Raw genomic sequence first — 18,894 nt, 5'->3', positions numbered from 1 at the left:
ATAAAAGCATGCACTTATGTCATTTTTATTTCTAAGATGAATCTGAACCACAACCGGGAAAATATTTGCCATTCTGTTTATGAATTAAATTTTTTGCGAGCCGTACCATTAAACAGACAACGACACGGAGGCAGCATGTTTACTTATTACCCGGCTAATACTGCAGCAGCACAACCTGAACTCGTTAACGCGATTGCGCAGGGTCTTCACGCCGAGCACGGTGCTGTGACTGAAGATGACATTTTGATGGAACTGACCAAGTGGGTGGAATCCACGGATAATGACATCCTCAGTGACATCTACCAGCAGACCATTAACTACGTCGTCAGCGGGCAAAACGCACCCTTGTAAAAACCTGCTAAGCTGGATCTGCAACCTAAGGGGTTACATTTCGTTTGCGTGAGCAAACTGGTCCTTAAAACTATCAACAGGATTGAGGAGTTAACATGAAATCGAACCGTCAGGCACGCCATATTCTGGGACTGAATTACAAGCTTTCAAATCAGCGTAAAGTGGTGATTGAAGGCGACCACGAAACGCAGGTCACTCACGCCACCGGCAGAAAACGCCACGCCGGCAAGTAAGTTCCAGACTGAGATCCAGAACACCATCGGTAATCCCGATGGTGTTTTTGTTTATGTGTTGCGGTAATTAATATTTAGCTCCTTTATAATACCGCCTGACCGCACCCCATCGCACAGGCCAGAAAGATGACAAACAGCAGTGTCAGGGACGGATCTTCATAAAAAGAGTGAGTGACATGGACAACAAACTGAAAAAACATCGTTCCTTATACATCCCATACGCCGGACCGGTTTTACTCGAATTCCCCCTGCTCAACAAAGGCAGCGCCTTCAGCATGGAAGAGCGCAGCAGCTTTAACCTGCTGGGTTTACTGCCCGAAGTGGTTGAAACCATTGAAGAACAGGCGGAGCGCGCGTGGATCCAGTATCAGGGTTTCAAAACCGAAATCGACAAGCACATCTACCTGCGCAACATTCAGGACACCAATGAAACCCTCTTCTATCGCCTGGTGCAGAACCATCTCGAAGAGATGATGCCGGTGATCTACACCCCGACGGTGGGTGCGGCCTGCGAGCGTTTCTCAGAGATCTACCGTCGTTCACGCGGGGTATTCATCTCCTATCAGAACCGTCACAACATGGACGATATTCTGCAGAACGTGCCAAACCACAATATCAAAGTGATTGTGGTGACCGACGGCGAACGTATTCTCGGCCTCGGCGACCAGGGCATTGGCGGGATGGGGATCCCAATCGGTAAACTCTCTCTCTACACCGCCTGCGGCGGCATCAGCCCGGCGTATACCCTGCCGGTGGTGCTGGACGTCGGTACCAATAACCAGCAGTTGCTCAACGATCCGCTCTATATGGGCTGGCGCCATCCGCGCATTACCGACGACGAGTACTATCAGTTTGTCGACGACTTCATTCAGGCCGTGAAGCACCGCTGGCCGGACGTTCTGCTGCAGTTTGAAGACTTCGCGCAGAAAAACGCGATGCCGCTGCTGAACCGCTATCGCGATGAGATCTGCTCTTTTAACGACGACATCCAGGGCACCGCAGCCGTGACCGTGGGTACGCTTATCGCTGCCAGCCGCGCAGCCGGCAGCCAGCTGAGCTACCAGAAAATCGTCTTCCTGGGCGCAGGCTCTGCGGGCTGTGGTATCGCCGAGCAGATCATCGCCCAGACGCAGCGCGAAGGCTTAAGCGAAGAGCTGGCCCGCTCCCGCGTCTTTATGGTTGACCGTTTCGGCCTGCTGACCGACGCTATGCCGAACCTGCTGCCGTTCCAGAACAAGCTGGTGCAGAAGCGCGAGAACCTGAAAAACTGGGATACCGACAACGAAGTCCTTTCCCTGCTGGACGTGGTGCGCAACGTGAAGCCGGATATTCTGATCGGCGTTTCCGGGCAAACTGGCCTCTTCACCGAAGAGATCATTCGCGAGATGCACAAGCACTGCGAACGCCCTATCGTGATGCCGCTTTCCAACCCGACCTCCCGCGTGGAGGCGACGCCGCAGGACATCATCGCCTGGACCGAAGGTAACGCGCTGGTCGCGACCGGCAGCCCGTTCGACCCGGTGGTGTGGAAGGATAAAACCTATCCGATCGCCCAGTGCAACAACTCTTACATCTTCCCGGGCATTGGGCTGGGCGTGATCGCCTCCGGCGCGTCCCGCATTACCGATGAGATGCTGATGTCGGCGAGCGAAACCCTCGCGGGCTACTCGCCGCTGGTCAACAACGGTGAAGGGCTGGTGCTGCCGGAGCTGAAAGACATTCACAAGGTGTCGCGCGCGATCGCGTTCGCGGTAGGTAAAATGGCGCAGCAGCAGGGCGTGGCGGTGAAAACCTCTGCCGACGCGCTGCAGCAGGCCATCGACGACAACTTCTGGAAACCTGAATACCGCAGCTATCGTCGTACCTCGATTTAATCCGCTCCGACCGGTCCCTCTCCCTTCGGGAGAGGGACTTTCAATAAATTCATTAACCAGTAGCGATTCAGATTCTCAAAGCGAAATGATTAACTTGCAGCCACGCCCTGGTCCGGCTGTAAATCGCCGAGGCGTTTCCTGCAGGCCGGGGCGAGGCGCAGGGATGCGCCGAGAGGGCGGGCTTTACAGGGATGTTACCTCCGCCCATCCCCGATAAGCCGGAAGGAATAAGCCGAGGGCACCGCGAAGCGGCGATTTACCGCCGGGAGCCCGGGTCGCCAGGGTGGTGGCGACTGAGCCACCCTGGCACGTTCACAGGTCATGTCGTTACAGAGTAGCAAGGAACATAAAGTGAACGGAATGACCACTACAGCCGTATGTTCCCCTCACCCTAACCCTCTCCCAAAGGGAGAGGGAATTAGATTCGCCCCCCACTAGCCAAACCCCCTTTCCCCCGCTACACTCCCTTCATCCATTAACCTACTGAATATATAAGGAGGCCAATTATGCTGTACTGTGAAATTTTCAATGTTTCACATACATTTGGTGATCGCACCAGCTCAAGCGTTATCGGTATCGTGCTGCGATAACTTCTGCTTGAGCGAAGACACCAACCCCTGAAATCCCTTCTCTCGGGCTTACTGAGTTATCGTCAGCGATGTTTGACGAGGCATAAACATGCCTGTAACTCTTGGGTAAGCAACAATGAGCACTTTACTCACTGCACAATCTTTACGCGTTGATACGGCGTTTGGCACGCTCTTCGACTCACTCTCCTTTACGCTGAAAAAAGGCGACCGCATTGGCCTGCTGGGCGACAACGGCTGCGGCAAAAGCACGCTGCTGAAGGTGCTGGACGGCACTGACTCCCCCGCCGCCGGAACGGTTTCGCTGGCCGGGCACTGCCTGATGGCGCGCGTGGAACAACATCTTCCGGACGCCATTTTCCCGTTGACCATGCTGGATGCCGTACTCGCACAGCTGCCTTTAGCCGAGCGCGATAGCCTGCGCTGGAAAGCCGAAACGCTGCTGGCAGGCATGGGCTTCACGTCGCAGGATATGGCGCTGCAATCCGCCACGCTGAGCGGCGGGCAGCACACCCGCCTGCTGCTGGCGCGGGCGCTGATTCACGACCCGGATCTGCTCCTGCTCGATGAACCCAGCAACCACCTTGATTTGCCGACCATGCTCTGGCTGGAACACTTTCTGCAGAACTGGTCAGGCAGCTTCGTGCTGGTCTCGCACGACCGACAGCTGCTGGATGCCGTCACTAACGGCAGCTGGATCCTGCGCGATAAAACGCTGCACTACTTCGCCCTTCCCTGCACGGCCGCCCGCAAGGCGCTTGAAGCAAAGGATGAAAGCGACGCGCAGCGCCACAAGGCGGAGCAAAAGGAGATCGACCGCGTGACCGCCAGCGCGAAGCGGCTGGCGACCTGGGGCAAGGTTTACGACAACGAAGACCTGGCCCGCAAAGCCAAACAGATGGAAAAACAGGTCGAACGGCTGAAGGAGAGCCAGACGGCGCTCACGGCAGGCAGCCCGTGGACGTTAACCCTGCGCGGCGACGCGCTGCGGGCCGACCGTTTGCTGGAAATGGAAAACCTCGACGTGCCTCCTGCACCTGGCCTGCCGGCGTTGTTCAGCATCGAAATGGCGCGGCTAAAAAGCGGCGATCGCGTGGCGATTGTCGGTCGTAACGGCTGCGGCAAATCGTCGCTGATGAGGCTTATCTGGCAACAGTTTGCCGATGAGTCCACAGACAGCGGGTTGAAAATCCATCCGCGCGTGTCGCCAGGCTATTACGACCAGACGCTTCACCAGCTTGCGGACAACGCCACGCTGCTCGACGCGCTGGAGCCTTTCGCGCCGGATCCGCAGAACCGCAAAATGGCGCTGATAAGCGCGGGTTTCCCGTGGTCGCGTCACGGGCAAACGGTCAGCACGCTCAGCGGCGGAGAGCGCTCGCGCCTGCTGTTCGTTGGCCTGACGCTTGCCCGCTACAGCCTGCTGATGCTGGATGAGCCGACCAACCACCTCGACATGGAAGGCAAAGAGGCGCTGGCGCAAACCCTTCAGCAGTTTGAAGGCGGCGTTCTGCTGGTCAGCCACGACCGTCAGTTAATTAGCCAAAGCTGCAACCGTTTTTGGCTGATTGAAGAGGGAAAGCTGAGCGAGTGGCACGATGCAGAAGCGGTGTTTGAGCGCCTGCGTGAAAGCGCGGGGCTGGCGACATCCACCGCGCCCGCCATCGACGCTGCGACGGTTCAACCCTCGCCGTATGACGATCTGCTCGAACGGCTGGTCGCGCTGGAAACCCTGCTGGAAGACGATCTGGCGCGTAAGCCGAAGCATCAAAAGCCGCAGCTGCAGGCGCAATGGCGTAAAGAGATTGAGGAGATAGAGGCACAGCTGTAAGTCTGCGCCCGGCGAGTCTCTCGTCGGGCCAGTATTTTCCCCCTAAATTATTAGAGGAACGCCGTATTCTTATTCTGAAAATGGATTAAATAATGACATTATGTTGCCGTTGCCTTGCATTACAGCGCCAAACCACTAATCCTTGAGGGGTATTACACCTGCTATGCAGATACTCATCATGAACAAGGAGATACACATGAAGGCTGCTGTTGTCACTCAGGATCATCAGGTCAATATCACCGAAAAAACCTTACGCCCGCTAAAGCACGGGGAGGCCCTGCTGAAGATGGAATGCTGTGGCGTATGCCATACCGATCTCCACGTGAAGAACGGTGATTTCGGCGATAAAACCGGGGTTATCCTGGGCCACGAAGGGATTGGTATCGTAAAAGAAGTCGGCCCTGGCGTGAAGTCGCTGAAAGTCGGCGACCGCGCAAGCGTGGCCTGGTTTTTTGAAGGCTGTGGTCACTGCGAATACTGTAATACCGGCAACGAAACCCTGTGCCGCGACGTGAAAAACGCCGGTTACTCCGTTGACGGCGGCATGGCGGAAGAGTGCATCGTCACCGCGGATTACGCCGTAAAAGTGCCGGACGGTCTGGAATCCGCTGCGGCCAGCAGCATCACCTGCGCCGGCGTTACTACCTACAAAGCGGTGAAGGTGTCCGAAATCAAACCAGGCCAGTGGATCGCGATTTACGGTCTGGGCGGGCTGGGCAACCTCGCGCTGCAGTACGCCAAAAACGTCTTTAACGCCAAAGTCATCGCTCTCGACGTTAACGACGAACAGCTGAAGCTGGCTGCCAGCATGGGTGCAGATTTAACCATCAACTCCCGCAGCGAAGACGCCGCGAAAATTGTGCAGGAGAAAACCGGCGGCGCGCATGCCGCAGTCGTTACTGCCGTCGCAAAAGCCGCATTCAACTCAGCCGTTGACGCCGTGCGTGCCGGTGGCCGCGTGGTCGCCGTTGGCCTGCCGCCGGAAGCGATGAGCCTCGACATTCCGCGTCTGGTGCTGGACGGCATCCAGGTGGTGGGTTCCCTGGTCGGCACCCGTCAGGATCTGCAGGAAGCCTTCCAGTTCGCCGCTGAAGGTAAGGTGGTGCCGAAAGTCACGATGCGTCCAATCGAGGACATCAACGCCATCTTTAAAGAGATGGAACAGGGCCAGATCCGCGGCCGTATGGTGATCGACCTACGTTCATAATCGTTCATCTTTCATTACCGCTCCTCGCTGGGGCGGTTTTTTTATAGCCATTTTCCGGCAATCCTTATCTTAATTCCTTTGTTCCCTTGTTTTCCCCCGCGCCCGATGATGAATCCGACGCTAACAAGAAGATAACAAAGGAATTCACCATGCAAACCCCATTTCGTCTGCCGCTGCTGACGGCGCTGATTCTGGCGACAACCGCAGCCTGGGCCGCAGATGCGCCCGTCAAAGGCGGCACGCTGATTTATCTGGAGCAACAGGCGCACACCAACCTCTATCCGCCTGCCGGTGGCTTTTACCCGAACGGCGGCATTCTGAATCAAATCACCGACAAACTGACGTGGCAGAACCCAAAAACGCTGCAGGTGGAACCCTGGGTGGCCGAAAGCTGGACCACCAACGCCGATAAAACCGAATACACCTTTAAGCTTCGTCCCGGCATCACCTTCTCCGACGGCACGCCGCTGGACGCCAACGCCGTGGCGAAAAACTTTGATACCTACGGTTCAGGCAATAAGGCGCAGCGCCTGCCGGTGTCAGAAGTGATCAATAACTACGATCGCAGCGAAGTCATCGACCCGCTGACCGTGAAGTTCTACTTCAAAAAACCGTCGCCGGGGTTCCTGCAGGGCACCGCCACCATTGGCTCCGGTCTGGTCTCGCTCAGCACGCTGAAGCGCAACTTCGAAGAGCTGGGAGATGCCCGCCACATCATTGGTTCCGGCCCGTTTGTGGTGAAGGACGAGAAGCTGGGTCGTGAAGTGACGCTCGAAGCGCGCAAAGACTACCAGTGGGGGCCGAAAAATCTGGCGCAGCAGGGGCCAGCCAATCTCGACGGCATCAAGTTTATCGTGACCCAGGAAGACAGCGTGCGCGTGGGCGCCCTGCTGGCGGGTCAGGCCGACTTTATTCGCCAGGTGCAGGCGTATGACGAAAAGCAGGCGACCGATCAGGGCTATAAGATCTACGCCGCCCCGACGCGCGGGGTGAACGACAGCATCAGCTTCCGCCCGGATAACCCGCTGGTCTCCGATATTCGCGTTCGCCAGGCGCTGCTGCATGCCACCAATGCAAAACAGGTGGTCGAGACCCTCTTCTCGGCCAACTATCCGCAGGCGAAATCCGTGATTGCCGGTTCCGCCGCAGGCTTTGTCGATCTCAGCGACAAATTGACCTTTGACCCGGCAAAAGCCAACCAGCTGCTGGACGACGCGGGCTGGAAAGCAGGCGGCGACGGGATCCGCGCCAAAGACGGCCAACGTCTGGCGCTGACGGTGTATGAATCCCTGCCGCAGCCGCAAAACAAAGAGGTGCTGCAGCTGGTTGCCCAGCAGTGGCGCCAGGTGGGCGTGGCGCTGAGCGTCAAAGCCGGAGACGCAGGCAGCCGCACGCTGGATAACCTTGACCCGCTGAAAACCCCGTTAACCGTCTCCGAAGTGGGCCGCGCCGATCCGGACGTGGTGAAAAGCATGTTCTACCCGGCTAACCGCGACGCGCTGCTGCAAAAAGGCGGATCCAGCGACAAGGTCAAAAACTTCCGTGACGACAGGCTGAATGCGCTGCTGGTGAACATTTCGGCTGAGGTCGACCCGCAAAAACGCCTGCAGCTGACGGGAGACGCCCAGCGCTACCTGCTGGATAACGCCTACGTCATTCCGATTTTCGAGGAGCCGCAGGTCTTCGCCGGTGCGCCGTGGCTGAAAGGCGTCAATTTTGAAGCGGTAGGCCGCCCGTCGTTCTACGGCGCGTGGATTGAGAAACACTGAGGAGCTGACGATGCGCCACGCACTTCTTCAACGCTTTGGGCACGGGCTGCTGGTACTGTGGGCCGCCTTTACCCTCTCGTTCGTGTTGCTCCAGGTGCTGCCGGGCGACGCGGTGCTGATTAAATTTCAGAACCCGGACCTGGGCTTAAGCCCGGCGCAAATCGAGGAGATGCGCGTGGCCTACGGCGCGGACAGCCCGCTGTGGCAACAATACGGCCACACGCTGCTGGCGATGCTGCGCGGGGATTTCGGCTATTCGCTACAGGCAGGCGTGCCGGTCAGCGAGCTGATTGCCAGCAATCTGCCGGATACCCTGAGCCTCGCCCTGCCCGCGTTTGTACTCGCGGTCCTGCTGGCCTTTGCGCTGGCCTTTGCATCGCGTCTGCCGGGTCTGCGCTGGCTGAGCAATACCCTTCAGTCTCTGCCGGTCCTGTTTATCTCCTTACCGACGTTCTGGCTGGGGATTGCCCTCATCCAGCTCTTTTCTTTTCAGCTGCGGCTGATCCCGGTGATTAACCCGACGCCGCTGCAGGGGCTGATCCTGCCGATCGTGACCGTCGCGATCCCGATCTCCGCCCCGCTGGCGCAAATTCTGATGCGCAGTCTGGACCAGGTGGCGACGCAGCCTTTTGTCGCCGTCGCCCGTGCCAAAGGGCTGAGTGAAACCGCCGTCCTGTGGCGTCACGTGACCGGCAACGCCCTGCTGCCGGTCCTGAACATTGCCGGGCTGCTGCTGGGCGAGCTGATTGCCGGGGCGCTGATCACCGAAACCGTTTTTGGCCGCAGCGGGCTCGGACAGCTGACCCAGCAGGCGGTGAATAACCAGGATATCGCCGTACTTCAGGCGGTAGTGATGATTTCCGCCCTCGGTTTTGTCCTGATCAATCTGCTGGTGGATCTGCTGATGCCGCTGCTGGATCCCCGTCTGCAAACCGTTACCGGAGGTGCATCATGAGTCTGGTCGATTACGCGGCCGCCGCGCGAAAACGCGTTCCTGCCTGGCAGGGCGTGGAATGGCAGCCGGGACTGTGGCTGGCATGGGGGGTGATTATTCTCGCCGCTTTTGCCGCCGTAGCGCCCGGCCTGTTAACCCACTACAGCCCGATTGAGGGCATCGCCGGGGCACAGCGCCTGGCACCGCAGGCCGGTCACTGGCTCGGCACAGATCAGCTCGGCCGCGATGTTTATACGCGTATCGTTTATGGCGCGTCACACTCCCTGAGCGCGGCGCTGGCCGCCGTGACGATGGGGCTGGTGGTCGGTACCGGTTTAGGGGTGATCGCCGGGACGTTCGCCGGGCGCGTCGAGTCTCTGCTGATGCGCTTCGTCGACGTGTTGCTCTCCATCCCGTCTCTGCTGCTCTCGCTGACGGTGATTATTCTGCTCGGGTTTGGCACCTTTAACGCCGCGATTGCCGTCGGCGTTGCCTCCATTGCCAGCTTCGCCCGCCTCGCGCGCGGTGAAGTGGTGCGTATCCGCCATACGGATTACGTCGAGGCGGCGTTTGGCAGCGGCGGGACGTTTTTCGCCGTGCTGTGGCGACACATCCTGCCCAACGCGTTAACCGCCGTCCTGGCCTTTGCCACGCTGCAGTTTGGTCAGGCAATCCTGGCGCTCTCCACGCTGAGCTTTCTCGGCTACGGCACCCCGCCGCCCGTGCCGGAATGGGGCTTACTGATTGCCGAAGGCCGTAACTATCTCTCTACCGCCTGGTGGCTCACCACCTTCCCCGGCGTGGTCGTCATCGCCGTGGTGCTGGCCACCAACCACATCAGCCAACAGTTCAGCGGAGGTCGCTAATGACCGTTCTCTCAGTGGAAAATTTGACGATTAGCTACCGTACCGCGCGCCAGTGGCGAGAGGTGGTGCATAACGTCAGCTTCACGCTCGGACGAGGGGAAATGCTGGCGTTCGTCGGCGAATCCGGATCCGGCAAGACGACCACGGCGCAGGCGATCATTGGCCTGCTGGCCGATAACGCCCGGCGCGATGCGGGAAAAATATCGCTCAACGGCGAGGAGATTAGCCGATGGTCCGCGAAGCGCCTCGATACCCTTCGCGGCGCGCGAATTAGCCTGGTACCGCAGGATCCGGGTAATTCGCTCAACCCGGTGAAGACCATCGGGGCGCAGGTCGGAGAGATCGTTCAGCTCCACCAGAAGGTGACCCGCGCCGAGCGCGACGAGCAGGTGCTCGCCCTGCTGACAAAGGTCGGCCTGAGCCACCCCGAACAGCGCATGACGCAGTATCCCCATCAGCTCTCCGGCGGGATGAAACAGCGCGTGCTGATTGCCATCGCGATAGCGCTGCGCCCGGACGTGATCGTTGCCGATGAGCCCACCAGCGCGCTGGATGTGACGGTGCAAAAACGTATTCTCGATCTGCTGGATATCCTGCGCCGGGAGTCGGGTACCGCCGTTCTGTTTGTCACCCACGATCTGGCGCTGGCCGCACAGCGTGCGGACAGGCTGCTGGTGTTTCGCGATGGCGAGGTTCAGGAACAGGGCAACACCGCCGATATCGTCCGCACGCCGCAGCACGCCTACACCCGCCAGCTGTTGAGCGATCTCCAGGGCCAGCGCCTGACCATCGCCCCGGTAGCCGGTCTCCCGCTCGCGTCCCCGGCCATTCGCGCCCGCGCCATCAGCAAGCAATTCTCCCTGGGCAAAGGTCATCAGCTTCAGGCGCTGGATCGGGTGACGTTTGACGTCAGGCGCGGCAGCACGAATGCGCTGGTCGGGGAATCCGGCTCCGGGAAAACCACCCTCGCCCGTATTTTGCTCGGTTTTGAACAGGCAGACAGCGGACAGGTCATCATTGATGATATTGATGCCACCGCGCTCAGCCGCGAGGCCCGCCGTCAGCTGCGCCAGAAGATCCAGTTCGTCTACCAGAACCCGTTTGCCTCTCTCGACCCGCGTCAGACGCTGTTCGAGATCATCGAGGAGCCCCTGAAGAACTTTTCTCGCCTCAGTAAGGCGGAGCGAAAGCTCCAGGTGGAGACGGTGGCGCAGCGGGTTGCCCTGCCCGTCGAACTCCTGACCCGCACCGCCCGGGAGCTTTCAGGCGGACAGCGGCAGCGCGTTGCCATTGCCCGGGCGCTGATCCTGGAGCCGACCATTCTGGTGCTGGACGAAGCCACCTCCGCGCTGGACGTCACCGTGCAGGCGCAGATCCTGGCTCTGCTTCAGCAGCTGCAGCAGCAGCTGGGATTGACCTACCTCTTTATCACGCACGATCTGTCTACCGTCCGCCGGATCGCTCACAGCGTCACGGTGCTGCGCGGCGGTCAGGTGGTCGAACAGGGCGACGTCGGAACCTTATTCGCGTCGCCGCAGAACGACTATACCCGCGAGCTGATTGACGCTATTCCCCATTTTTCACCCGCTACGGAGGAGTTCGCATGACGCGAAAACGCCTGGGATTTTTCACCCGCCTGCTTGACGACGCTGCGCCAAAGGAGCGCTATCGTCTGGCAACTGAACAGATCCGCCACGCCGAACGCCACGGTTTTGACAGCGCCTGGATTGCCCAGCACCACTTCCACGAAAGTGAAGGTGGCCTGCCGTCGCCGCTGCTGTTTCTGGCGCACGTAGCCGCGCATACCGAAACCATCCGGCTGGGCACGGCCATCATCACCCTGCCAATGGAAAACCCGCTGCGCGTCGCGGAAGATGCCGCCGTGCTCGATTTACTCGCCGATGGCCGTCTTGAGGTCGGTTTTGGTTCGGGCGGCACACCGACCTCATTTCTGCCGTTCGGACTGACGTTCGAGGAGCGCGGCGCGGCGTTTGCTGACCATTTGCATGTGATCCAAAGCGCCTGGCGCGGGGATTCGCTTACCCATCCGGATAACCACCTTTACCCGCCTGCGCCACAGCTGGCCGATCGTATCTGGATTGCCACCTTCTCTGTTGACGGAGCCGTTCGCGCCGCCCGGGCCGGACACGGTTTAATGCTCTCCCGCACGCAGCCGCGCCCGGCAGATCGGCTGGATTTAACGCTCGACGAGATCCAGAACCCGATTGTGGATGCCTACCTTGAGGCGCTGCCTGCGGGCATCGCACCGCGCATTCTGGCCTCCCGTACGGCGTTCGTCGCCGACAGCGACGACTATGCGCTCAGGGTCGCAACGCCGGGCCTCACGAAACAGGCCCAGCAGCATCGCGCTGCCGGGCACGTGGTTAAAGGTGACAACGTCACCGATTATCGCCGCCAGTTTGACGCCCATATTGGTTCGCCCGATACGGTGCTGCATTCGCTGAATGCCGACTCCATTCTCAGGCGCGCCACGGATATCTCATTCCAGGTCCATTCGGTCGAACCCTCGCATCGCGACACGCTGCGGTCCATCGAACTGATCGCCGAACGTATTGCCCCCCACATCCTTTGAGGAGACACCTATGTCGTTAAGTCAGGACATTCTCGCCGAGCTGGCGGAAATTAAACCCGGTTCCCCTCTGGCAGAGGCGCGCGCCACGCGTGATGCCGCCACGCGCCACGCGCAGGGCAGCTACGAAATTCTCTTTAGCCAGCAGAATGCTGATTTTGCACTCGACGAGCGTTTCGCCGTGGCGGCAAAAGTCGCCAGGTGGCACAGCGCGGAGGCGCTGGCCGCGCACTATGCGGGGTTTGGCCTGGCCGACCCCACCTCAGAACGCCTGACCCCGGCGCTGAATTTCGCGCGGCTGCTGACGTTCTCCCCCGTCGAAGCGACGCCCGCAGCGTTAAGGGCGCTGACCCAGGCGGGATGGAGCAAGGAAGGCATTGTTACCCTGGCGCAGCTTATTGCGTTTGTGAGCTTCCAGAGCCGACTCATCACCGGGCTGCGGCTGCTGAATGACAGGCCTGTCGCCAAAAGCGATGCGCCGGTGGCGGCAGGCATCTGGCACACGACCGCAACAACGGTCACCGGAAAGGCGGCCCCCGTCGCGTTCACCCAGCAGGAGCTGGGATGGGAACCGTGGATAGCGGCCAAACCGCTGGCGGATTTCAGTGACGATGAGGTTGCCATCCTGGCGAAATTTGGCCATACCGATTCCGAGTACTTCCGCCTGCTGGCGCGCAACCTGCCGGTGCTTGAACAGCGCACGTTAACGGATAAAGGCATTTTTTATACATCGGGGGGATTGCCGCGCGCCGAGCGCGAGCTGGCCGCAACGGTCGCCAGTAAAATCAACGGCTGCATTTACTGCGCATCTGTCCATGCGCGTAAAGCCAGCCAGCTGTCAAAGGATGACGCGGCGGTAGAGGCCCTGCTGGCCGTGCGGCCGGGGCGGTCCCTGAGCGAGGGGCAATCCGCACGCTGGCAGGCGGAAATCGATTTTGCGGCGGCGCTGTCGGTCACGCCGCCTGCCGCCACGCCGCTGCACCTGGCCGCGCTGGAAAAAGAGGGGCTGGATACCTTAGCGCAGCTCGATCTGGTGCAGTCCGCCGCGTTCTTCGCCTGGGCCAACCGCCTGATGCTGACCCTGGGTGAGCCCTGGCTTGCCTGAAGCCTGTCAGGCTAGCGCGCGAGCGTTAGCCTGAGCCCGTCTGGCCCGCAGGTGACCGTAGATCAGCAGTGCACTCATGGCTGAGAAAGAGAGTATTGCCGCCGGCAGCGTGACGTAACGCCAGCTAAAGCCGAGGACGATCGTCATCCCGCCAAAGTACGCGCCAATCGCACTGCCGAGATTAAACGCCATCTGTCCCCCTGCCGCCCCCAGCATCTCACCGCCCTTCGCATTTTGCAGAAGCAGAATTTGTAGCGGCGCAGAGAGCGCGAACAGCCCGGCACAGCAGATAAAGCCCATGATCAGCGAGGCCGTTTTCAGTTCACCAAAGGCGAAAAGCAGCAGCAGCGAGGCGACAATCACCATGTCGGTGGTGGCCGCAATGCACAGAGGGCTAAAACGCCCCGAGAGCTTACCGCTCAATAGATTGCCCAACACCATGCCAAGCCCCATCAGCATCATGATGGCCGTCATCATCCCTTCTGAATAACCGGAGACGTTGACCATAAACGGCTTAACGAAGCTGAACCACGCGAACACCCCGGCGTTGCCAAACATGGTGGCGGCAAAGATCAGCCAGGGTTCTGGTTTTTTCAGAAAGTGGAACTGCTCGGTTAATTTGATTTCTGATGTGTCGCGGATGTCCGGCACCCAGAGCAGAACCGAAAGGATCACCAGCGCATCGAACACGGCAATCAGAAAAAAGGTATAGCGCCAGCTGAACTGGTGCCCGAGCCAGGTCCCCAGCGGAACGCCCATCAGGTTGGCCACGGTCATACCGGCGATCATCCCAGCCACCGCGACCGTCACCTTACCCGGAGGCGCAATTTTAGACAGGATAATCGCCCCGACGCCAAAAATAGCCCCGTGCGGAAAGCCGGAAATCAGCCGCCCCACCGCCAGCCAGAAATAGGACGTGGAAAACGTAAACAGGGCATTGCCGACAGCGGACATCGCCACCAGAAACAGCAGCGTGGTCTTTAACGAAAACTTGCCTGAGAACAGCGCCACAATCGGGGCGCCAATCACCACGCCGAACGCATAAAACGAGATCATATTCCCGCCGGAGGGAATCGAAATACCGGTGTCATGTGCCAGCTCGGTTAACACGCCCATAATGCCAAATTCGGCCATTCCGAGGCCAAATGTGCCAAGCGCCAACGAAAAAATTGTCTTTTTCATACTTCAACCACTGGTTAATCACACGCGACGGACATTATTGAATAATCTTGTATGGTGAGCCAGTTCAAATCCGTTGGCTGGCAGGTTAATCCATTAATTCAGGAGTTTTCTCCAATTGCTACGCGGCGGGAATGGCAAACAAAAAGCCCCGACTGGTGTCAGGGCTACAAAGGTTTTAAGGTTTAGCTTTTACAGTTCGCTTTCTGCCGCTGATTTAACGCGTGTAATAGCGCCAGCATTGAAAATTGGGTGCTCGTGATTGTTCGTTATGTCACGAACACGGTAGATTTTCCATGCATCACCTTCACGACGAAGAAAGACTTCAAGATGTATGCTTCTTCCATCACCCGCCCCCTCAATGACCTGGACTACTTCACCGTTTAAAAATGGTCTTGCGTTCCCCACTCGCAACGCAGGTATCCATTCGCGAGAGTAATCCTGGGTATACGTAAAATAATCAGATTCGATTAACTCTTGTTCAGAGATTTCCTGAATGGTGTTAATGCGAGCAATAGTATCAGCAGAAACATATTTACGCAGTGCGTCGGCAGGATAAGGTCTGGCTTCATCGCTGCCGAATGCGGAAAGATAGGATTTATAAAATGATTCGGTAGCGTCTTGCGCACTCTGATCTTGACTGACAGCCGAACTACATCCCACCAGCAGCATAACGAATGATAAAAATATCCTTTTCATCAGTGCATCCTGTAAATTTTAAAGGATGGTTGCATTTTGCGGTATCCAGGCCCCGGATACATGCTTTTTTGAACAAAGTCAGAAATCCACTGTGTACCGTCATACATAGTCATGTGACCTATGCCATTTCCGCCAGGATACGGCTGTATCACAGCCACATCGCCAGAAATTAAAGTAGAACCGGGCGGCAGTTCACTGAACCCAGCACGTAATAACTGCACCCCATAATCTTTTGCATAATCTGTGTTCGGCACCTTAACGCCTCCAGCCAGAATGGCCAGGCGGGTAAACTTAGCACATTCACTATGAGAGTGCCCCAGAGCGTGTGAACGGAGATACGAAACCGCAGCTTCTTTATTCCAACTCATTCTTAGTTCCTTTAAGTAAATAAGAACGAAATTATCACGATAACCACATTTAGCGTGTGGGATTAAACGTGCTGATTTTTCGCATCCGTGACGTTCTAAAAGGGGAACGGGTGCTAAGCACCTTCGTGAATACCTAAGTAACTGCTTGAAAAAGTGTTGTTAAATTAATTACCTAAAAACAATACGTATAATATCAGGTGGATTACACTTCATAGTGCGGCCTCGCTTTTTTCCGCGCCGGACAATCTGAGGATGACCATCATGGGAAGCAAAAAGAAAACCAGTGTCGCTGTTGATGTCGTAAAGAATGCTCCGTTAAAGACCAAAGAGTATGAACAAGAGCTACGTCGCCTCCACGTTGAACTGGTTAAGCTCCAGCAGTGGGTCGTCGCCAAAGGGCTAAAAGTGTGTATTGTTTTTGAAGGACGCGACGGAGCGGGTAAAGGCGGCACCATTAAAGCGATCACCGAACGCGTCAGCCCTCGCGTGTTTCGCGTTGTTGCCCTCCCTGCACCCACCGAGAAAGAGAAAACCCAGCTCTATTTTCAGCGTTATGTTCCCCATCTGCCTGCCGCCGGGGAGATCGTCATTTTCGACCGCAGCTGGTACAACCGCGCGGGTGTCGAGCGGGTAATGGGATTCTGCACCCCCGAGCAGGTTGAGAAGTTTCTTGATGGTGCGCCGGTGATGGAAAAAGCGATGGTGGATGCCGGGATTATCCTGCTGAAGTACTGGCTGGAGGTCACGCCTAAAGAGCAGGAGCGCCGCCTGCGCGACCGTATTAACGATGGTCGTAAAATATGGAAGCTATCGCCGATGGATATTAAGTCCTTTAACTTGTGGGACGAGTATACTCTCGCGCGCGACGCCATGTTTGAAGCGACAGATACCGCCTGGGCGCCGTGGTTTGTAGCGCGTTCAGAAGATAAAAAACGCGTGCGTCTGAATATTATTTCTCACCTGCTCACCCAAATCCACTATAAAGAAATTCACGTCGAAAAAGTGGATTTACCGAAACGTAAAATTGGTAAAGTCAAACCCACAAAATATCCGTTCCGGTATGTGGAGGAGCGGTTCTGAAATTACTGGAATACGCCTCGCAGAATGTAGATTACCAGGGGATACGGTATTGTTTTTTGTTGGCTGCGGTTGATAATGACCGCACCAACAAAGGAGATACTATGACATACCCAGCAGAGCACACACCCTCCCAACGCATAAAATCGGCAAAACCGTCGAGCAACACCGCACCAGACTCCGCTGACCCGCGTCAGCCATCAGAAGCGGATCGTTCATTTATTCGCTCAATGAATGAGTTTGTCGAAAAACATGGAACCATTACTGATGATGAGTTTTTCAGGGTGCTTTAATGCTGAGACAATTTAATGTTTTCCGAAATACATCTGCGGCCACCCGGGATAAGCTTCCCTATTATATGCTCATTCAGGATGATTGTTATGATGATCTTGCCACGCGCGTCATTGTGCCACTCGCGAGAAATAATAAATTACCGTTATGGCAGAGCCATCTGGCTCCAGGCGTAAATATCGATTTTGAAACATTTCTGATTTATTCGCCAATGATAACCAACCTTAACAATAACAAAATAAATCCTAAAGACTTTGTTTGTAACTTACGCCACGCACGTCATGACGTTATAGCGGCAGTTGATCGTTTATTGACTAACACATGACGCCAGCCGGTCAGGCATTTGCCCTGTCCGCGCAAGCGCAGCGCCGCCGGGCAAAGCCGACGGCGCAGGTCTTACTTCATTCCTTCCGTGCTTTCCTGTTTCGCTTCCAGTCGTTCCACATCACGATACCAGCGCGGGTGGTGTTTCTGCGCCCAGCGGCGGCTCACCTTCCCTTCAATCATCCCTTTAATCGATCCCTTTACCCAGAACGCCATATACATATGGATCAGGATGGCGTGGATCAGAATGATGGCCGAGGTGGCGTGGATCAGCAGCGCGTAGCGAATCACCTGAATCGGGAAATAGTGCGCAAAATACGGACGCCAGATAATCACGCCGGTCACCAGCAGCACAAAAATCATGCTCATGATGGTCCAGAACATCATCTTCTGCCCGGCGTTGTATTTTCCCACCTTCGCGACCTTATGCTCGTTGCCCTTCAGGACTTCGACGATCCCTTTCACCCACGGGATATCCTGCTTGTCCGGGATGTTGTGGTGGACAAAGCGCACGAACATAAACATCAGCACCACGAAAATCAGCACGCCAAAGAACGGGTGCAGAATGCGCCCCATCTGCGGCGTGCCGAAGGTTTCGGTCAGCCACTGCAGCGTCGGGAAGAAGAACGAGATCCCCGACACCGCCACCAGGAAGAAGCAGATCACCACCGTCCAGTGACAGGCGCGGTCAACAAACTTCGTGCGCACGATCGTTTTCGACTTACTCATGATGCTCCTCCTCGTCCTCATCCACCTCTTTGTTTGGCCCGATACCGATGTAGTGATAAATCAGCCCGGCAAAGGTGGCGATAAAGCCCGCCGCCGAGAGCGGCTTAAGCGCCCCTTTCCACAGGTTGATGGAGGTATCGATCGCCGGATCCTTCGGCAGGTTGTGGTACAGCTCCGGCTGGTCGTTATGGTGCAGCACATACATCACGTGCGTACCGCCCACGCCCTGCGGGTTATAAATGCCCGCATTCTCGTAGCCGCGCGCTTTCAGCTTGTCCACGCGTTGTTGCGCCACGTCCAGCATCTCTTTTTTGGTGCCGAAGTGGATCGCCCCGGTCGGACATGTTTTCACGCACGCAGGCTCCTGCCCGACGCTGACGCGGTCCACGCACAGGGTGCATTTATATACCCGGTTATCCTCTTTATTGAGGCGCGGGATATTAAACGGACAGCCCGCGATGCAGTATCCGCAGCCGATACAGTTGTCCTGCTGGAAGTCGACGATCCCGTTGGCGTACTGGATAATTGCGCCGGCAGACGGGCACGCCTTCAGGCAGCCCGGATCTTCACAGTGCATACAGCCGTCTTTACGGATGAGCCATTCCAGCCTGCCGTTCTGGTCGGTTTCGCTAAAGCGCATCACCGTCCAGGATTTGGCGCTCAGATCCGCTGGATTGTCGTAGACCCCAACGCAGTGCCCCACCTCGTCGCGGATATCGTTCCACTCCGAGCAGGCCACCTGGCAGGCCTTACAGCCCACGCAGGAGGAGACGTCGATAAGCTTGGCGACCTCTGCCTTGTAGTCCCGAGCGCGGGGCGCGGGGGTAATCGGGTTGGTCGCGGAGCGTTTGATAACGTCTTGTGTTTCCATCGCCATTTA

General features: G+C 57.4%; 19 protein-coding genes. 14 read left to right on the top strand and 5 right to left on the bottom strand.

Going from position 1 to position 18,894, the window contains the following annotated elements:
- Positions 1-135: 135 nt before the first annotated feature.
- The 11 genes from bdm to HCH49_RS05150 all read left to right on the top strand — a co-directional run bounded on the left by bdm (position 136) and on the right by HCH49_RS05150 (position 13,347).
- A complete protein-coding gene (gene bdm / locus HCH49_RS05200) occupies positions 136-351 on the top strand; it encodes a biofilm-dependent modulation protein (protein WP_013096534.1) in 216 nt (71 codons plus the stop codon).
- Positions 352-446: 95 nt separating this feature from the next.
- Positions 447-584 carry a stationary-phase-induced ribosome-associated protein gene (sra, locus tag HCH49_RS05195; protein WP_008501714.1) on the top strand — a complete coding sequence of 46 codons (138 nt, stop codon included), beginning with the start codon at positions 447-449 and terminating at the stop codon, positions 582-584.
- 176 nt (positions 585-760) lie between these two features.
- Positions 761-2,458, top strand: a complete 1,698-nt coding sequence (locus HCH49_RS05190; RefSeq protein ID WP_023311897.1) for an NAD-dependent malic enzyme — start codon at positions 761-763, stop codon at positions 2,456-2,458.
- Positions 2,459-3,163: 705 nt separating this feature from the next.
- On the top strand, positions 3,164-4,876 hold the full coding sequence (locus HCH49_RS05185; RefSeq protein ID WP_221702306.1) for an ABC-F family ATP-binding cassette domain-containing protein: 1,713 nt from the start codon (positions 3,164-3,166) through the stop codon (positions 4,874-4,876).
- 196 nt (positions 4,877-5,072) lie between these two features.
- Complete coding sequence (gene adhP / locus HCH49_RS05180; protein WP_039262822.1) at positions 5,073-6,083, top strand: alcohol dehydrogenase AdhP; 1,011 nt, start codon at positions 5,073-5,075, stop codon at positions 6,081-6,083.
- A 149-nt stretch (positions 6,084-6,232) separates the two neighbouring features.
- Entirely contained in the window at positions 6,233-7,852 is a 1,620-nt protein-coding gene (locus HCH49_RS05175; protein ID WP_221702305.1) for a TIGR04028 family ABC transporter substrate-binding protein, read from the top strand.
- Positions 7,853-7,862: 10 nt separating this feature from the next.
- Positions 7,863-8,807 (top strand): ABC transporter permease, encoded by a 945-nt coding sequence (locus tag HCH49_RS05170; RefSeq protein ID WP_024909556.1) that lies wholly within the window; start codon positions 7,863-7,865, stop codon positions 8,805-8,807.
- A complete protein-coding gene (locus tag HCH49_RS05165; protein ID WP_221702304.1) occupies positions 8,804-9,652 on the top strand; it encodes an ABC transporter permease in 849 nt (282 codons plus the stop codon). The genes HCH49_RS05170 and HCH49_RS05165 overlap by 4 nt, the downstream gene beginning before the upstream one ends.
- On the top strand, positions 9,652-11,259 hold the full coding sequence (locus HCH49_RS05160) for a dipeptide ABC transporter ATP-binding protein (RefSeq protein ID WP_221702303.1): 1,608 nt from the start codon (positions 9,652-9,654) through the stop codon (positions 11,257-11,259). The genes HCH49_RS05165 and HCH49_RS05160 overlap by 1 nt, the downstream gene beginning before the upstream one ends.
- Positions 11,256-12,245: a putative FMN-dependent luciferase-like monooxygenase gene (locus tag HCH49_RS05155; RefSeq protein ID WP_126327653.1), complete on the top strand. Its 990-nt coding sequence runs from the start codon at positions 11,256-11,258 to the stop codon at positions 12,243-12,245. Before HCH49_RS05160 ends, HCH49_RS05155 begins: the two co-directional genes overlap by 4 nt.
- Positions 12,246-12,255: 10 nt before the next feature.
- Positions 12,256-13,347: an alkylhydroperoxidase domain protein gene (locus HCH49_RS05150; protein ID WP_221702302.1), complete on the top strand. Its 1,092-nt coding sequence runs from the start codon at positions 12,256-12,258 to the stop codon at positions 13,345-13,347.
- Between the two features lie 6 nt (positions 13,348-13,353).
- Here the strand turns inward: HCH49_RS05150 and araJ are convergent, their stop codons facing one another.
- The 3 genes from araJ to HCH49_RS05135 all read right to left on the bottom strand — a co-directional run bounded on the left by araJ (position 13,354) and on the right by HCH49_RS05135 (position 15,593).
- On the bottom strand, positions 13,354-14,529 hold the full coding sequence (araJ, locus tag HCH49_RS05145) for an MFS transporter AraJ (protein ID WP_221702301.1): 1,176 nt from the start codon (positions 14,527-14,529) through the stop codon (positions 13,354-13,356).
- Between the two features lie 189 nt (positions 14,530-14,718).
- Positions 14,719-15,225, bottom strand: coding sequence for a YbjP/YqhG family protein (locus tag HCH49_RS05140; RefSeq protein ID WP_221702300.1), 507 nt, complete (start codon positions 15,223-15,225; stop codon positions 14,719-14,721).
- Entirely contained in the window at positions 15,225-15,593 is a 369-nt protein-coding gene (locus HCH49_RS05135) for a hypothetical protein (RefSeq protein ID WP_221702299.1), read from the bottom strand. Before HCH49_RS05135 ends, HCH49_RS05140 begins: the two co-directional genes overlap by 1 nt.
- A 261-nt stretch (positions 15,594-15,854) precedes the next feature.
- Here HCH49_RS05135 and ppk2 point away from each other — a divergent pair, with 261 nt between their 5' ends.
- From ppk2 to HCH49_RS05120, 3 genes are all read left to right on the top strand, one after another.
- The gene (gene ppk2 / locus HCH49_RS05130; RefSeq protein ID WP_221702298.1) at positions 15,855-16,673 is read left to right on the top strand and encodes a polyphosphate kinase 2; all 819 of its coding nucleotides are present in this window, start codon (positions 15,855-15,857) and stop codon (positions 16,671-16,673) included.
- A gap of 101 nt (positions 16,674-16,774) precedes the next feature.
- Positions 16,775-16,963 (top strand): hypothetical protein, encoded by a 189-nt coding sequence (locus HCH49_RS05125; RefSeq protein ID WP_048976763.1) that lies wholly within the window; start codon positions 16,775-16,777, stop codon positions 16,961-16,963.
- Positions 16,963-17,286, top strand: coding sequence for a CcdB family protein (locus HCH49_RS05120; RefSeq protein ID WP_072057726.1), 324 nt, complete (start codon positions 16,963-16,965; stop codon positions 17,284-17,286). Before HCH49_RS05125 ends, HCH49_RS05120 begins: the two co-directional genes overlap by 1 nt.
- A gap of 71 nt (positions 17,287-17,357) precedes the next feature.
- Here HCH49_RS05120 and fdnI read toward each other — a convergent pair whose 3' ends face one another.
- Together fdnI and fdxH are read right to left on the bottom strand one after the other, a co-directional pair.
- On the bottom strand, positions 17,358-18,014 hold the full coding sequence (gene fdnI, locus HCH49_RS05115) for a formate dehydrogenase-N subunit gamma (protein WP_126786925.1): 657 nt from the start codon (positions 18,012-18,014) through the stop codon (positions 17,358-17,360).
- Positions 18,007-18,891: a formate dehydrogenase subunit beta gene (gene fdxH, locus HCH49_RS05110; RefSeq protein ID WP_045888248.1), complete on the bottom strand. Its 885-nt coding sequence runs from the start codon at positions 18,889-18,891 to the stop codon at positions 18,007-18,009. Before fdxH ends, fdnI begins: the two co-directional genes overlap by 8 nt.
- Positions 18,892-18,894 lie beyond the last annotated feature (3 nt).

It is taken from the genome of Enterobacter sp. Y17, assembly GCF_019730495.1.
Lineage (GTDB): Bacteria > Pseudomonadota > Gammaproteobacteria > Enterobacterales > Enterobacteriaceae > Enterobacter > Enterobacter asburiae_B.
The sequence above is the reverse complement of the archived record's forward strand: the minus strand, read 5'-3'. Positions and strand labels throughout refer to the sequence as shown.

Excerpts from the sequence above, each read along its gene's own strand:
- bdm (WP_013096534.1), top strand. The coding sequence starts at position 136 with ATGTTTACTTATTACCCGGCTAATACTGCAGCAGCACAACCTGAACTC.
- adhP (WP_039262822.1), top strand. The coding sequence starts at position 5,073 with ATGAAGGCTGCTGTTGTCACTCAGGATCATCAGGTCAATATCACCGAA.
- HCH49_RS05175 (WP_221702305.1), top strand. The coding sequence starts at position 6,233 with ATGCAAACCCCATTTCGTCTGCCGCTGCTGACGGCGCTGATTCTGGCG.
- ppk2 (WP_221702298.1), top strand. The coding sequence starts at position 15,855 with ATGGGAAGCAAAAAGAAAACCAGTGTCGCTGTTGATGTCGTAAAGAAT.
- fdnI (WP_126786925.1), bottom strand. The coding sequence starts at position 18,014 with ATGAGTAAGTCGAAAACGATCGTGCGCACGAAGTTTGTTGACCGCGCC.
- HCH49_RS05185 (WP_221702306.1), top strand. The coding sequence starts at position 3,164 with ATGAGCACTTTACTCACTGCACAATCTTTACGCGTTGATACGGCGTTT.
- HCH49_RS05190 (WP_023311897.1), top strand. The coding sequence starts at position 761 with ATGGACAACAAACTGAAAAAACATCGTTCCTTATACATCCCATACGCC.
- HCH49_RS05170 (WP_024909556.1), top strand. The coding sequence starts at position 7,863 with ATGCGCCACGCACTTCTTCAACGCTTTGGGCACGGGCTGCTGGTACTG.
- sra (WP_008501714.1), top strand. The coding sequence starts at position 447 with ATGAAATCGAACCGTCAGGCACGCCATATTCTGGGACTGAATTACAAG.
- HCH49_RS05140 (WP_221702300.1), bottom strand. The coding sequence starts at position 15,225 with ATGAAAAGGATATTTTTATCATTCGTTATGCTGCTGGTGGGATGTAGT.
- HCH49_RS05135 (WP_221702299.1), bottom strand. The coding sequence starts at position 15,593 with ATGAGTTGGAATAAAGAAGCTGCGGTTTCGTATCTCCGTTCACACGCT.
- HCH49_RS05150 (WP_221702302.1), top strand. The coding sequence starts at position 12,256 with ATGTCGTTAAGTCAGGACATTCTCGCCGAGCTGGCGGAAATTAAACCC.
- HCH49_RS05120 (WP_072057726.1), top strand. The coding sequence starts at position 16,963 with ATGCTGAGACAATTTAATGTTTTCCGAAATACATCTGCGGCCACCCGG.
- HCH49_RS05160 (WP_221702303.1), top strand. The coding sequence starts at position 9,652 with ATGACCGTTCTCTCAGTGGAAAATTTGACGATTAGCTACCGTACCGCG.
- HCH49_RS05125 (WP_048976763.1), top strand. The coding sequence starts at position 16,775 with ATGACATACCCAGCAGAGCACACACCCTCCCAACGCATAAAATCGGCA.
- fdxH (WP_045888248.1), bottom strand. The coding sequence starts at position 18,891 with ATGGCGATGGAAACACAAGACGTTATCAAACGCTCCGCGACCAACCCG.
- HCH49_RS05155 (WP_126327653.1), top strand. The coding sequence starts at position 11,256 with ATGACGCGAAAACGCCTGGGATTTTTCACCCGCCTGCTTGACGACGCT.
- HCH49_RS05165 (WP_221702304.1), top strand. The coding sequence starts at position 8,804 with ATGAGTCTGGTCGATTACGCGGCCGCCGCGCGAAAACGCGTTCCTGCC.
- araJ (WP_221702301.1), bottom strand. The coding sequence starts at position 14,529 with ATGAAAAAGACAATTTTTTCGTTGGCGCTTGGCACATTTGGCCTCGGA.